The organism is Pantoea sp. ACRSC (assembly GCF_022346785.1).
Classification (GTDB): Bacteria; Pseudomonadota; Gammaproteobacteria; order Enterobacterales; family Enterobacteriaceae; genus Pantoea; species Pantoea alvi.
Map to the genome: position 1 here is coordinate 34768 of NZ_JAKRNN010000025.1, position 13333 is coordinate 48100.

A 13333-nucleotide genomic window follows, 5' to 3' on the forward strand; every position below is an offset into this window, starting at 1 on the left:
CCCTTTCCTTAATGGTGTGGTGCGCTTAGTGCAGCGTCACCTGTTTCTGTTCAATTGCGTGAATTTGTACTTTGATCATCTCGCTGACCGGATCCTCAGGACACTGCTCAACGAAATAGGTTAAATCGTTTAGCGCAATATGATCGCACTCCAGCTGCGCGTAGATCAAACCGCGGTCGCGGATCTCATAAGGGTCATCTGGATCGATCTGCAGCAGCACCTGGCTTACGCCCAACGCCAGCTCCATCTGCTTCTCCTCCATCAGCGCCGCCTTCATGGTGTCGAGCATCTTGCGCATCACGCTAATGGTCTTCGCCTCTTCCAGATCGTCGTCGTAGAGCTTTGCCGTCGGGCTGATATTGCCCTTCAGCCACACTTCCAGCGTATGGGTATCCAGCGTCTCACCGTTAAACGGGTTGATCAGCCACATATCGCCATCGATCCAGTCGGCGCGCAAAATCAGCTGCGTAGGGAAAATAACCGGCATCAGCGGGATGTCGAGCGCCTGAGCGATATGCAGCAGGATCACGCCCAGCGACACCGCGGTGCCCTGACGCGTCTTGAGGACTTTATCGAGCCACAGCGCGTCGGAGAGGTTATAGACGCCGCTGGCGCCGCCGAAGCCCCACTGGCGATAGAAAAGCTCCAGCAGCTTCTCCAGCTGCATATCGGCGTCCTGTTCGCTACTCACGTAGCGGCGGGCTTCCGCCACCAGGGCCGCCAGCTGCTCCTGCACGGATGAGGCGGGAAAATCGGCGCGGATCGCGCGGGTGGCGCCAATCACCGCTTCACACAGCGGCGTCTGGCTAAAATCTAATTGTTCTGTGGAGGTCATACTATCCCCAATAACGGCATTTTGGTCACCGCCAGCTTAATCACTGTCACCAGCGCGACCAGCGCGACCAGGAAAGCGATCCAGCGGGTACGGCTGGTACGCGGGCGACGACTCAACGCCACGGAACCTAAGGCGATGTAGATAATAACGCCTAAAAGCTTCTCCGTCAGCCAGCTTCCTTGCGGCGAGAACGGGTAAAAGTGGGTGATCGTCACCAGCAGCACGCCGGTAAGCAGTAAAAAGGTGTCGTTAACGTGCGGCGCAATGCGCACCCAGCGGCGCTGCAGCAGCGCCGAGCCGCTGCGCAGCCAGTAGAAGCGCACGACGAAAAGCGCGATGCTGATAAACACCGTCAGCAGGTGCAGTTGCTTGATAAGCGGGTAGTAAGCGGCCATGGAACGTCCTTTTTAAGAGGGAATGCGACCGAGCGTGACGCGCGGATTGCCGCCGTAGTCATTTACGGTCGCAACCTGAAGAAAACCTTGCTGCTGCATTAGCGCGCGCACTGCCGCATCCTGCTGCCAGCCATGCTCCAGCAGCAGCCAGCCGCCGGGCGCGAGCCACTGCGGCGCCTGAGCGATAAGCAGGCGCAGATCCGCCAGCCCCGCCTCATCGGCCACCAGCGCGCTGCGCGGCTCAAACCGCACGTCGCCCTGCGACAGATGCTGGTCGCACGCGTCGATATAGGGAGGATTGCTGACGATAAGGTCGAAGCGCCCGGCGGGCAGCGCGTCGAACCAGTGGCTCAGGAGGAAGGCGGCATTGGCAATCGCCAGCCGTTCGGCATTGCTTTGCGCCAGCGCCACGGCGGCCTCGATGCGGTCGACGCCCAGCACCTCGCAGTCGGGACGCTCGCTCGCCAGCGCCAGCGCGATGGCGCCGGTGCCGGTACCGAGGTCGAGAATGCGCGACGGCGCGGCCGGCAGGCGCGCCAGCGCCTGTTCCACCAGCACTTCGGTGTCGGGGCGCGGGATGAGCGTCGCGTCGGAAACGCGCAGCGGCAGCGACCAGAACTCGCGTTCGCCGATAAGATGCGCCACCGGCTCGCCGCGCACGCGCCGCGCCAGCAGCGCGTCGAGGCGCGCCTGCTGCTCGGGCAGCAGTTCAGTCTCGCCGAACGCCACCAGCCAGCTGCGCGATTTGCCGGTGACATGCCCCAGCAGGATCTCCGCGTCGCGCTTCGGGCTATCCCCGCCCTGCAGGGCGGCGACAGCCTGTTTCAGCCACTCCTGAAACTCCATTACTCCTGGCCAGCCAGCGCGGCCAGCTGATCGGCCTGATATTCCTGCACGATCGGCTCAATCAGGCTGTCCAGCTTGCCTTCCATGGTTTCGTCAAGGCGGTAGATGGTCAGGTTGATGCGGTGATCGGTGACGCGCCCCTGCGGGAAGTTGTAGGTGCGAATACGATCGGAACGGTCGCCGCTGCCCAGCAGGTTGCGGCGCGTGCTCGCCTCCGCCTCCTGGCGTTTTGCCATCTCCGCGGCGCGGATGCGCGCGCCGAGTACCGCCAGCGCTTTGGCTTTGTTTTTGTGCTGCGAACGCTCATCCTGACACTCCACCACAATGCCGGTCGGCAGGTGGGTGATGCGGATGGCGGAGTCGGTGGTGTTGACGTGCTGACCGCCCGCGCCGGAGGAGCGGAAGGTATCTATTTTCAGGTCCGACGGATTGATCTCCGGCAGCTCCGCTTCCGGCACCTCCGGCATTACCGCCACGGTACAGGCGGACGTATGGATACGCCCCTGGGATTCGGTTTCCGGCACGCGCTGCACGCGGTGGCCGCCCGATTCGAACTTCAGACGGCCATAGGCGCCCTCGCCGGTGACGCGGGCGATCACCTCTTTATAGCCGCCATGCTCGCCCTCGTTGGCGCTGACGATCTCGACGCGCCAGCGGCGGCCTTCAGCGTAGCGGCTGTACATGCGGAACAGGTCGCCGGCGAAAATCGCCGCCTCGTCGCCGCCGGTGCCGGCGCGCACTTCGATAAAGCAGGCGCGTTCGTCGTCAGGATCTTTCGGCAGCAGCAACAGCTGCAGCTGCTGCTCCAGATGCTCACTCTGCTGGCGCGCCTGCTGCAGTTCTTCCTGCGCCATATCGCGCATTTCGGCATCGTCCAGCATCATCTGGGCGGTTTCGATATCTTCCTGCGTCTGCTGCCACGCGCGGAAACATTGGGTCACGTCGGTTAACTGCGCATATTCGCGCGAGAGCGCGCGGAAGCGGTCCTGATCGGCAATAACGCTGGCGTCGCCGAGCATCGCTTCCACTTCTTCGTGGCGCTCCTGCAGCGCTTCCAGTTTGGCAACAATAGAGGTTTTCATGTCGTGATGGGATTCTCGTCACAGAGGGCAACAGCCCGGAAGTCTACTCGAGACCGAGGCTGTCGCGAAGCAATTGCAGGCGTTCAGTGTCGCCGTCGCGGGCGGCCTGCTGCAGGGATTTGGTTGGTGCGTGAATTAAACGGTTGGTCAGCTTGTGCGCCAGCTCCTGCAGTACTTTCTGCGGATCGGCGCCCTGCTGCAGCGCGGCCAGCGCGCGCGATTCAAGATCGGCGCGTACGCTTTCCGCCTGAGAGCGGTATTCGCGAATGGTCTCGACCGCGCTCTGGGCGCGCAGCCAGGACATAAATTCGCTGCTCTCCTGCATCACGATGCTTTCGGCTTCGACGGCGGCGGCTTTGCGCTGCGCCATATTCTGCTCGATGATCGCCTGCAGGTCGTCGACGCTGTAGAGATAGGCGTTAGGCAGCTTGCCCACTTCCGGCTCAACGTCGCGCGGCACGGCGATATCCACCAGCAGCACCGGCTTGTTGCGACGCGCTTTCAGCGCGCGCTCCATCATTCCCTTGCCGATAATCGGCAGCGGGCTGGCGGTGGAGGAGATAACGATATCGGCGTCGGCCAGGCGCGCGTCGATGTCGGCCAGGCCGATCACTTCCGCGCCCACCTCTTCCGCCAGGCGCTCGGCGCGCTCGCGCGTGCGGTTGGCGATAAGCAACTTCTGCACCTTATGCTCGCGCAGATGGCGCGCCACCAGCTCAATGGTTTCGCCCGCGCCGACCAGCAGCACATTGACCGTTGAAAGCGATTCAAAGATCTGGCGTGCCAGCGTACAGGCAGCAAAGGCGACCGACACCGCGCTGGCGCCGATTTCCGTCTCGGTGCGCACGCGTTTGGCGACCGAGAAGGTTTTCTGGAACATGCGCTCCAGTTCGCTGCTCAGCGCATGGCCGCGCTGCGAATCGGCGAAGGCTTTTTTCACCTGGCCGAGAATTTGCGGTTCGCCCAGCACCAGCGAGTCGAGACCGCTCGCGACGCGCATTAAATGGCTGACCGCTGCGTTGTCCTGATGCCAGTAAAGACTTTGACGCACGTCCTCTTCATTGAGATGGTGATAATCACACAGCCAGCGCACCAGACGCTCCTGCAGATCCGCCTGCTGTTCTACGCTAAGGTAGAGTTCAGTACGGTTACAGGTAGAGAGAACGACGCCGCTCTGCACCATTGGCTGGGAAAGAAGGCTGTCGAGCGCCTGTTCCAGCACGTCCGGCCCGAACGCAACGCGTTCGCGCAGCGCAACAGGTGCAGTTTTATGATTGATTCCGAGTGCGAGCAGCGTCATGGCGATAAAAGTTGGGATGTCCCAATAATGTCAGGGTTTTGTGATGCGCATTCTACAAGATGCGGCAGATCATGAAAAGCCATACAAAGGCTATGACAGTAATAAGATTAAACTGATCGTGCGCAATTTTGCGCTAATCAGCATTGACGGTTTATAAGCGGATCGCTAGCGTTATCCGTTACGAATTAAAAACGTGTCCGAGGAGATGACCACGTGATGACCTATTCACCACGCACTATGTTGCGCCTTTTGCCGCTGGCGAGCGTTCTGCTCACCGCCTGCGCCGTTAATCAGCCTCAGGGCCCTGGCCCGAGCACGACCGCGCCGCAGTGGCAGCAGCATCAGCAGGAAGTGGCGAAAGTCACGCACTACCAGACACGCGGCGCCTTCGCCTATCTTTCCGACAAGCAGAAAGTCTATGCGCGCTTTAACTGGCAGCAGACCGCCCCGGACCGCTATCGCCTGCTGCTGACCAATCCGCTGGGCAGCACCGAGCTGCAGCTCGATGCCCAGGGCGACACCGTGCAACTGGTGGACAACAAAGGCAAACGCTACGTCAGCAACGACGCGGAGAAGATGATCTCTCAGCTGACCGGCATGGATATTCCGCTCGCCAACCTGCGCCAGTGGATGATGGGCCTGCCGGGGGACGCCAGCGACTACCAGCTAAACAGCCGTTACCAGCTCAAGAGCCTGAACTACAGCAGCAACGGTCAGACGTGGCAGGTCGCCATCCAGGATTACGACAGCAAAACCACCCCGCCGCTGCCGGCGAATCTGGAGCTGCGCGAAGGCGACCAGCGCATCAAACTGCGTATGGATAGCTGGACCCTGCAATGATCACCACCTGGCCCGCTCCGGCAAAGCTCAACCTGTTTCTCTATATCACCGGCCGTCGCGCAGACGGCTACCATAATCTGCAGACGCTGTTTCAGTTTCTCGACTACGGCGACAGCCTGCATATCACCCCGGACAGCAGCGGTCGCGTCAGCCTGACCACGCCGGTTGAGGGGGTTGCCCATGACGACAACCTGATCGTCCGCGCGGCGACGGCGCTGCGCCAGGCGGCGCAGGCGCAGAACCGACTGCCGGCCGACGCCGGCGCGCAGATCGCCATTGAGAAGCGGCTGCCGATGGGCGGCGGACTGGGCGGCGGCTCCTCCAACGCCGCCACCGTGCTGGTGGCGCTCAATCACCTGTGGGGCGTCGGTTTTTCTCTGGAAACCCTGGCGGAGCTGGGCATTAAGCTGGGTGCGGACGTGCCGGTGTTCGTCAGAGGTTTCGCCGCTTTTGCAGAGGGCGTCGGCGAGCAGCTACAGCCTGCCGATCCGGCGGAAAAGTGGTACCTGGTGGCGCATCCTGGCGTGAGCGTGCCAACGCCGCTGGTGTTTAACGATCCGCAACTTACGCGCGATACGCCGGTGCGTTCGCTGGCGGCGCTTTTATCGACACCTTTTCACAATGATTGTGAGGCAGTGGTAAGAAAACGTTTTCGCGAGGTTGATGAGCTTGTTTCCTGGCTGCTAGAATACGCGCCGTCGCGCCTGACTGGCACTGGCGCTTGCGTGTTTGCCGAATTTGACACCGAGTCAGCCGCTCGTCAGGTGCTGGAACTCGCCCCGAAATGGGTATGCGGATTTGTCGCGCGAGGCGTTAACGTCTCGCCTTTGCATCGCACCCTTTCCGGGCTGTAAGCGCATGTGTGACAGTGTCACCCCGTTCCAGACGCTGCACGCTGTGCATTAACACACCCGTATGAACATGCGTTGCGGTATGCGCCGGTTACCGTAACGCCGTTCATTCTCTGGACGCCAAGCCTGAGGTTCTTCTCGTGCCTGATATGAAGCTATTTGCTGGTAACGCCACCCCGGAACTAGCACAACGTATTGCCAACCGCCTTTACACCAGCCTTGGAGACGCCGCAGTGGGCCGTTTCAGCGATGGCGAAGTGAGTGTACAAATTAATGAAAATGTACGCGGTGGTGATATTTTCATCATCCAGTCCACCTGTGCTCCCACCAACGATAATCTGATGGAACTGGTTGTGATGGTCGACGCGCTGCGTCGAGCTTCTGCTGGTCGTATTACCGCGGTTATTCCCTATTTCGGCTATGCCCGTCAGGACCGCCGCGTGCGCTCCGCTCGCGTACCGATTACCGCTAAAGTGGTCGCGGATTTCCTTTCCAGCGTAGGCGTCGATCGCGTTCTGACGGTCGATCTTCACGCCGAGCAAATCCAGGGCTTCTTTGACGTCCCGGTTGATAACGTTTTCGGCAGCCCAATCCTGCTGGAAGATATGCTGCAAATTGGTCTGGAAAACCCGATTGTGGTTTCCCCGGACATCGGCGGCGTTGTGCGTGCCCGCGCCATCGCCAAACTGCTTAACGATACCGATATGGCTATCATCGATAAACGTCGTCCGCGCGCGAACGTTTCTCAGGTGATGCATATCATCGGCGACGTGGCAGGCCGCGACTGCGTGCTGGTCGACGATATGATCGACACCGGCGGCACGCTGTGCAAAGCGGCGGAAGCGCTGAAAGAGCGCGGCGCGAAACGCGTCTTCGCCTACGCCACTCACCCGATTTTCTCCGGCAACGCGGTTGAAAACCTGCGTAAATCGGTTATCGATCAGGTGATTGTCTGCGACACCATCCCGCTGTCTGAAGAGATGAAGTCGCTGCCGAACGTGCGTACCCTGACCCTGTCGGGCATGCTGGCTGAAGCGATCCGTCGCATCAGCAACGAAGAGTCTATCTCGGCGATGTTCGAGCACTAAGGATTCGCTAACTAAAAAACCGGGCCATGCGCCCGGTTTTTTTATGGCTGGAACAACAGGTTAGTGATGCGGCGTGCGGCGGCAGCGCTTGTCGTAGTGACGGTGCCAGAAGTAGCGGTCTTCGATCTTTTCGCGCCCGCTAACGCGCGCGCCGGCCAGCCACAACAGCGCGCCGATAAAGATACCGAGGATAGCGCCCTGCGCCAGCAGCGCCGGCATCTGAATGCTTGGCAGCTGGTTGAGCACTGAGAAGAAGATGCTGGAGACCATCACAATCAGCCCCACGATCATCAGGGCGTTTCCTGCGTGTCGACAATGTTGATGTTTCATAACTCACCTCTGTCCATATGAACAAGCCAAACAAACCGCACATAATGTTAACTTGTCATAAGTTTAGGCAATGACCTGCTTACAATTTGCGTCCAGGATCACAAACAATAATAAAGGCTGACCTAAATTTACGCGTAGCAGCTTGATTTAAAGAATAAAATAGTTAGTCACGCGACGTAATCACTCGCTTTTTGTGATGTTTGTTCTCTGCTCTGCCGCGAAGTACACTAACGCCTTTTCACCACCTGAGCAGGATAATCATCGTGAGCAGCATTAAACTGATTGTGGGTCTGGCCAATCCCGGCGCGGAGTACGCCGCTACGCGGCATAACGCGGGCGCCTGGTATCTCGATTTACTGGCGGAGCGTCATAATCAGTCGCTAAAGGAAGAGGCGAAATTCTTCGGCTATACCGCGCGTATCAGCCTGGCGGGCGAAGATGTGCGTCTGCTGGTGCCGACCACCTTTATGAACCTCAGCGGCAAGGCCGTGGCGGCGATGGCGACCTTTTTCCGCATCGCGCCGGAGGAGATTCTGGTGGCGCACGATGAGCTCGATCTGCCGCCTGGCGTCGCGAAATTTAAACAGGGCGGCGGGCATGGCGGCCATAACGGCCTGAAGGACATTATCAGCAAGCTGGGCAACAACAATAACTTTCACCGCCTGCGCATCGGCATCGGCCATCCGGGCGACCGCAATAAGGTGACGGGATTTGTGCTGGGCAAGCCGCCCACCAGCGAGCAGAAGCTGATCGACGACGCGATTGATGAAGCAGCGCGCTGTACCGAAGTGTGGCTCAAGGAGGATCGCCTGAAGGCGATGAACCGGCTGCACGCGTTCAAGGCGAGCTAAACGCCCTGCCCGCGCGATTTCTGTGTATAATGCGCCAACTTTTTTTCGTTTCCGGCAATGCCTGCAGCAGGCGTTGCACCTCAAGTTAGAAGGGTAATCAACCATGGGATTCAAATGCGGTATCGTGGGCCTGCCGAACGTCGGTAAATCCACCCTGTTCAACGCGCTGACAAAAGCGGGCATCGAAGCGGCTAACTTCCCCTTCTGCACCATTGAGCCCAACACCGGCGTGGTGCCGATGCCGGATCCGCGCCTTGATCAGCTGGCGGAGATCGTCAAACCGCAGCGCCTGGTGCCGACCACCATGGAGTTTGTCGATATCGCAGGTCTGGTGAAAGGCGCGTCGAAAGGTGAAGGCCTGGGCAACCAGTTCCTGACCAATATCCGCGAAACCGAAGCGATCGGCCACGTGGTGCGCTGCTTCGAGAACGAGAATATCATTCACGTCGCGGGCAAAGTCGATCCGGCGGAAGATATCGACGTGATCAACACCGAGCTGGCGCTCTCCGATCTGGAAACCTGCGAGCGCGCCATTCAGCGCGTGCAGAAGAAAGCTAAAGGCGGCGACAAAGATGCGAAGGTCGAGCTGGCCGCGCTGGAGAAGTGCCTGCCCCATCTGGAAAACGCCGGTATGCTGCGCGCGCTGAAGCTGGACGCCGATGAGAAAGCGGCGATCCGCTATCTGAGCTTCCTGACGCTGAAGCCGACCATGTATATCGCCAACGTCAACGAAGACGGTTTCGAGAACAACCCATACCTCGATCAGGTGCGCGCCATCGCCGAAGCGGAAGGTTCAGTGGTTGTGCCGGTCTGCGCCGCCGTTGAGTCAGATATCGCCGAGCTGGACGATGAAGATCGCGCCGAGTTTATGGCCGAGCTGGGTCTGGAAGAGCCGGGCCTGAACCGCGTGATCCGCGCTGGCTACGCCCTGCTGAACCTGCAGACTTACTTCACCGCAGGCGTGAAAGAAGTGCGCGCCTGGACTATCCCGGTTGGCGCCACCGCGCCGCAGGCGGCAGGCAAGATCCATACTGACTTCGAGAAAGGCTTTATCCGCGCGCAGACCATCGCGTTTGAGGACTTTATCGCTTACAAGGGCGAGCAAGGCGCGAAAGAAGCAGGCAAGATGCGTTCAGAAGGTAAAGAGTACATTGTCAAAGATGGCGATGTGATGAACTTTTTGTTTAACGTCTAAATAAGTTTTGTTTTCGCATGAGGTGTCAGAGCACCTCATCAAGTTCACAAAAACCTATAAAATCCACGCAACTGCGTGGATTTTTCATTTCTTAGTGTTTCAACTCATCTCGTCACGACGCAGTGAAAAATGAGAACAAAGATGAGTACAACATGCTTCCATCTTCATTTTAAGTGAGTCTTTAAAAAAAAGAATATCTTGCATATCGCTACTGGCAAAACTTTTGCTGCGTTCACGCTCGCTCTGCCGCGCCGCCCCCCTGCGCCCTGCTTACCGTTAAAAAGGTTTTCAATTCTCGCCGGAAAGGGATAATACCCCACCGCTTTCCGATAAAGGACCGACGATGCGCGACACACCGCAAGGCAACCTGACCCGCAAAAAACATATGAAGCTCAGCACGCTAGTCACGCTGATGATCGGCGCGGTAGTGACCTTCGTGCTGCTCAGCGTGCATCTGCTCTACTTCTTCCAGATCGGCAACGCCACGCAGAACCAGCTGGAAGACAAGGCGATGGCCGTGGCGCGCACGCTGGCGGACGTGCCCGCCATTCAACAGGCGCTGAGCGGGCCGCCGGACGCCGGCATTATCCAGCCTATCGCCCGCGCGGCACAGCAGCACAACAATCTGCTGTTTGTGGTGGTGACCAATATGCAGGGCATCCGCTACTCCCATCTGAATCCGGCGCTTATCGGCAAGCATTTTATCGGCGACGACATCAACCCGGCGCTGCAGGGCAAAGAGAACGTCTCGGTCAATCGCGGCTCGCTGGCAGAGGCGCTGCGCGTCTTTACGCCGGTCTATAACGCGCAGCAGCAGCAGATCGGCGTGGTGTCGATAGGTATCTCGCTGGAGGCGGTCAGCGTGCAGATCAACCAGAGCCGCTGGAGCATTATCTGGACCATCCTGATCGGCGCGCTGGCGGGCACGCTGGGCACGCTGGCGCTGGTAAAAACCCTGAAGCGCATCCTCTTTGGGCTTGAGCCCTGGGAGATCTCCTCGCTGTTCGAACAGCGCCAGGCGATCCTGCACTCGGTAAAAGAGGGGGTTATCGCCGTGGACGCCCACGCCGAGGTGTCGCTGATCAACGAGGCGGCGCAAAAGCTGCTAACGGAGGAAGGCTCCGGCAGCATGGATGACGCCAGCGTGATCCACGCGCAGCTGCGGGATACGCTGGCTACCGGCCGCGCGCGGCGCGATGAAGAGCTGAATATCAACGGCCAGGTGCTGCTGAGCAATACCGTGCCGGTCTACAGCCAGCAGCGGCTAATCGGCGCGGTCTGCACCTTCAGGGATAAAACCGAAATCACGCGGCTGCTGCAGCGCCTGAGCGGCATGGTAAACTACGTCGACGCGCTGCGTGAGCGCTCGCATGAGTTTATGAATAAGCTGCACGTTATTCTTGGCCTGCTGCATATGAAAAACTATGAGCAGGTCGAAGCCTATATTTTAAAGACGGCGAACAACTACCAGACCGAAATCGGTTCGCTGCTCGATAAGATCAAGTCGCCGGTGATCGCCGGCTTCCTGCTGAGTAAAATCAATCGCGCCTCGGACAGCGGCCATCGCCTGACGCTGAGCGACGCCAGCTTCCTGCCCGATATCGGCAACGAGCAGCAGATCGCCGTGCTGATCACCGTGCTCGGCAACCTGATCGAGAACGCCCTCGACGCGCTGGGCAGTGAACACAACGGCGATATCCACGTGATGCTGCACTATCAGAACGGCTGGCTGGCGTGTGAGGTCAGCGATGACGGACCAGGCATACCGACCGACAAGCTGGATGCTATCTTTGACAAAGGCTTTTCGACTAAAGGCGAGGATCGCGGCGTTGGGCTGTATCTGCTGAAGCAGCAGACGGAAAGCCTGGGCGGCAGCGTCAGCGTGGAGTCGGAGCCGGGCGTGTTTACCCAATTTTTTGTACAACTTCCCTGGGATGGAGGCAACAAAACCGCATGATCAATGTGTTAGTGGTCGATGATGACGCTATGGTCGCCGAGCTGAATCGCGTTTACGTCGGGCAGGTGCCGGGCTTTCACTGCGTCGGCACGGCGTCGACGCTGCAGCAGGCGAAAGAGATGATCCTCCACAGCGAGCCCGCCGTGGATCTGGTGCTGCTCGATATCTATCTGCAGCATGAGAACGGGCTGGATCTGCTGCCGGAGCTGCGCGAGGCAAAGCAGCCTGTCGAGGTGATCATTATCTCATCCGCCGCCGACGCCGCCACCATCAAAACCTCCCTGCACTACGGGGTGGTGGATTACCTGATCAAACCCTTCCAGTTCCCGCGTTTTGAAGAGGCGCTCACCAACTGGCGACAGAAGAAGTCGCTGATGGATAACCACCTCTACTATCAGCAGGCGGAAGTCGACCAGCTGATCCACGGCAACCCGCCCACCAGCAACGACAGCAAACGGCTGCCAAAGGGTCTGACGCCGCAGACGCTGCGCACCCTCTGCCAGTGGATCGATGCCAATCCCGGCAGCGAGTTCTCTACCGACGAGCTGGCGGCGGAGGTGAATATCTCGCGCGTCTCCTGCCGCAAGTACCTGATCTGGCTGGCGCAGATCAATATTCTTTTCACCAGCATCCATTACGGCGCAACCGGCCGACCGGTCTATCGCTACCGCCTGCAGCCGGAATACCATTCGCTGCTCAGGCAGTACTGTCAGTAATCAGCTGATAGCGGCGGTCATGCAGGCGAAACGCGAACTGGCGCGACGAAGAGCAGATCACCTGCTGGTCGCGGGTCACGAATATCGCCTCGATGTGCGGCGCGTCGCGCAGCGCCTCGAGGCTCTGCTCCACCCCCAGCCCGTAAAGCAGCGTGGTGTAGATATCGCCGTCTATCGAGCGGTCGGAAATCACCGTGACGCTCAGCAGCTCGTTGTCGAGCGGATAGCCGCTGCGCGCGTCGAGAATATGGTGATAGAGGCGCCCGTCCAGCTCGAAATAGCGTTCGTAGATCCCCGAGGTCACCACCGATTTACCCGCCACCTCAATCACGCCGATAAGCGCGTCGGCCGCCCCGAAGGGGGTTTTCAGCCCTACCGACCAGCCGGCAGCCTGCGGCGGCGCGCCGAGCGTCTGCACGTTGCCGCCCAGGTTAATCAGCGCCCTTTCCACGCCGTGCTGGCGCAGAAAGCTGCGTACCAGATCGGCGATATAGCCTTTCGCGATAGCGCCTAAATCGATCTCCATGCCCGGCTGGCGCAGAAACACGCTGCGCCGCGCGGGATCCAGCTCCACCTGGCGCGGATCGGTCAGCGCCATCAGCCTCTCCAGCTCGGCGTGCGGCGGCACGCTGCGGCCCTGAAAGCCAATCTTCCAGCGCTTGACCAGCGGGCCGATGGTGAAATTAAACAGGCTCTGCGGCAATAAACTCACCTGGTGCGCGCACTGGATCAGATCGAACACCTCGCGGCTGACGCAGACCGCCTCTTTGCCTGCGGCGTGGTTGATCGCCATCACTTCGGAGTGGGCGCGGTTGACGGTGAGGATATTCTCCTGATGGCGAATAAGACGGAAGACCTGCGCGGCCAGCGCCGCATTATCGTCAAAGAGTTTAAGAAGGATGGGCGAACCCATAAGCACTGCGGAATAGGCGTAAACGCCTTCGTCGGCTGACATACTCGCCTCGGCTGTCTAAGTGGATCCGGGCGCGGCGGCAACGGCGCGCCGGGCGTTGCTGCCCTGCGCGCCGTGCGCCATCCCTGGCGCGG

The 13333-nt window shown here is 59.7% G+C and carries 14 protein-coding genes; 7 read left to right on the forward strand and 7 right to left on the reverse strand.

Going from position 1 to position 13333, the window contains the following annotated elements; all coding sequences use genetic code 11:
- Positions 1–25: 25 nt before the first annotated feature.
- Genes sirB1 through hemA form a run of 5 tightly spaced genes read right to left on the reverse strand, consistent with a single transcriptional unit; the run spans position 26 to position 4458 of the window.
- Complete coding sequence (gene sirB1, locus MHZ97_RS19260) at positions 26–835, reverse strand: invasion regulator SirB1 (protein ID WP_103797520.1); 810 nt, start codon at positions 833–835, stop codon at positions 26–28.
- Positions 832–1230, reverse strand: coding sequence for a SirB2 family protein (locus MHZ97_RS19265; RefSeq protein ID WP_239315447.1), 399 nt, complete (start codon positions 1228–1230; stop codon positions 832–834). Before MHZ97_RS19265 ends, sirB1 begins: the two co-directional genes overlap by 4 nt.
- 12 nt (positions 1231–1242) lie before the next feature.
- Positions 1243–2076 carry a peptide chain release factor N(5)-glutamine methyltransferase gene (gene prmC / locus MHZ97_RS19270; protein ID WP_103797518.1) on the reverse strand — a complete coding sequence of 278 codons (834 nt, stop codon included), beginning with the start codon at positions 2074–2076 and terminating at the stop codon, positions 1243–1245.
- Complete coding sequence (prfA, locus tag MHZ97_RS19275; protein WP_103797517.1) at positions 2076–3158, reverse strand: peptide chain release factor 1; 1083 nt, start codon at positions 3156–3158, stop codon at positions 2076–2078. Before prfA ends, prmC begins: the two co-directional genes overlap by 1 nt.
- A gap of 43 nt (positions 3159–3201) precedes the next feature.
- Positions 3202–4458, reverse strand: coding sequence for a glutamyl-tRNA reductase (gene hemA, locus MHZ97_RS19280; RefSeq protein WP_103797516.1), 1257 nt, complete (start codon positions 4456–4458; stop codon positions 3202–3204).
- Positions 4459–4674: 216 nt separating this feature from the next.
- Between hemA and lolB the strand changes: the two genes are divergently transcribed.
- The 3 genes from lolB to prs all read left to right on the forward strand — a co-directional run bounded on the left by lolB (position 4675) and on the right by prs (position 7237).
- Positions 4675–5298: a lipoprotein insertase outer membrane protein LolB gene (gene lolB / locus MHZ97_RS19285; RefSeq protein ID WP_239315446.1), complete on the forward strand. Its 624-nt coding sequence runs from the start codon at positions 4675–4677 to the stop codon at positions 5296–5298.
- Entirely contained in the window at positions 5295–6152 is an 858-nt protein-coding gene (gene ispE / locus MHZ97_RS19290; protein ID WP_103797514.1) for a 4-(cytidine 5'-diphospho)-2-C-methyl-D-erythritol kinase, read from the forward strand. Before lolB ends, ispE begins: the two co-directional genes overlap by 4 nt.
- 137 nt (positions 6153–6289) lie before the next feature.
- Complete coding sequence (gene prs / locus MHZ97_RS19295; RefSeq protein WP_006118899.1) at positions 6290–7237, forward strand: ribose-phosphate diphosphokinase; 948 nt, start codon at positions 6290–6292, stop codon at positions 7235–7237.
- A 60-nt stretch (positions 7238–7297) separates the two neighbouring features.
- Here prs and ychH read toward each other — a convergent pair whose 3' ends face one another.
- Positions 7298–7567, reverse strand: coding sequence for a stress-induced protein YchH (gene ychH / locus MHZ97_RS19300; protein WP_103797513.1), 270 nt, complete (start codon positions 7565–7567; stop codon positions 7298–7300).
- Between the two features lie 263 nt (positions 7568–7830).
- Between ychH and pth the strand changes: the two genes are divergently transcribed.
- From pth to dcuR, 4 genes are all read left to right on the forward strand, one after another.
- The gene (gene pth, locus MHZ97_RS19305) at positions 7831–8418 is read left to right on the forward strand and encodes an aminoacyl-tRNA hydrolase (protein WP_239315445.1); all 588 of its coding nucleotides are present in this window, start codon (positions 7831–7833) and stop codon (positions 8416–8418) included.
- Positions 8419–8521: 103 nt separating this feature from the next.
- Complete coding sequence (ychF, locus tag MHZ97_RS19310) at positions 8522–9613, forward strand: redox-regulated ATPase YchF (RefSeq protein WP_033789708.1); 1092 nt, start codon at positions 8522–8524, stop codon at positions 9611–9613.
- A 343-nt stretch (positions 9614–9956) separates the two neighbouring features.
- Positions 9957–11570: a sensor histidine kinase gene (locus MHZ97_RS19315; RefSeq protein ID WP_103797504.1), complete on the forward strand. Its 1614-nt coding sequence runs from the start codon at positions 9957–9959 to the stop codon at positions 11568–11570.
- Positions 11567–12286 carry a two-component system response regulator DcuR gene (dcuR, locus tag MHZ97_RS19320; RefSeq protein WP_103797503.1) on the forward strand — a complete coding sequence of 240 codons (720 nt, stop codon included), beginning with the start codon at positions 11567–11569 and terminating at the stop codon, positions 12284–12286. The genes MHZ97_RS19315 and dcuR overlap by 4 nt, the downstream gene beginning before the upstream one ends.
- On the opposite strand, the gene MHZ97_RS19325 is transcribed toward dcuR, so the two are convergent.
- Complete coding sequence (locus MHZ97_RS19325) at positions 12267–13241, reverse strand: FAD:protein FMN transferase (protein ID WP_239315444.1); 975 nt, start codon at positions 13239–13241, stop codon at positions 12267–12269. The two genes, dcuR and MHZ97_RS19325, sit on opposite strands and share 20 nt — an antisense overlap.
- Positions 13242–13333 lie beyond the last annotated feature (92 nt).

What these genes read in the sequence shown, in the direction of transcription:
- sirB1 (WP_103797520.1), bottom strand. Translation starts at nt 835, where the DNA reads ATGACCTCCACAGAACAATTAGATTTTAGCCAGACGCCGCTGTGTGAA.
- MHZ97_RS19265 (WP_239315447.1), bottom strand. Translation starts at nt 1,230, where the DNA reads ATGGCCGCTTACTACCCGCTTATCAAGCAACTGCACCTGCTGACGGTG.
- prmC (WP_103797518.1), bottom strand. Translation starts at nt 2,076, where the DNA reads ATGGAGTTTCAGGAGTGGCTGAAACAGGCTGTCGCCGCCCTGCAGGGC.
- prfA (WP_103797517.1), bottom strand. Translation starts at nt 3,158, where the DNA reads ATGAAAACCTCTATTGTTGCCAAACTGGAAGCGCTGCAGGAGCGCCAC.
- hemA (WP_103797516.1), bottom strand. Translation starts at nt 4,458, where the DNA reads ATGACGCTGCTCGCACTCGGAATCAATCATAAAACTGCACCTGTTGCG.
- lolB (WP_239315446.1), top strand. Translation starts at nt 4,675, where the DNA reads ATGACCTATTCACCACGCACTATGTTGCGCCTTTTGCCGCTGGCGAGC.
- ispE (WP_103797514.1), top strand. Translation starts at nt 5,295, where the DNA reads ATGATCACCACCTGGCCCGCTCCGGCAAAGCTCAACCTGTTTCTCTAT.
- ychH (WP_103797513.1), bottom strand. Translation starts at nt 7,567, where the DNA reads ATGAAACATCAACATTGTCGACACGCAGGAAACGCCCTGATGATCGTG.
- ychF (WP_033789708.1), top strand. Translation starts at nt 8,522, where the DNA reads ATGGGATTCAAATGCGGTATCGTGGGCCTGCCGAACGTCGGTAAATCC.
- MHZ97_RS19315 (WP_103797504.1), top strand. Translation starts at nt 9,957, where the DNA reads ATGCGCGACACACCGCAAGGCAACCTGACCCGCAAAAAACATATGAAG.
- dcuR (WP_103797503.1), top strand. Translation starts at nt 11,567, where the DNA reads ATGATCAATGTGTTAGTGGTCGATGATGACGCTATGGTCGCCGAGCTG.
- MHZ97_RS19325 (WP_239315444.1), bottom strand. Translation starts at nt 13,241, where the DNA reads ATGTCAGCCGACGAAGGCGTTTACGCCTATTCCGCAGTGCTTATGGGT.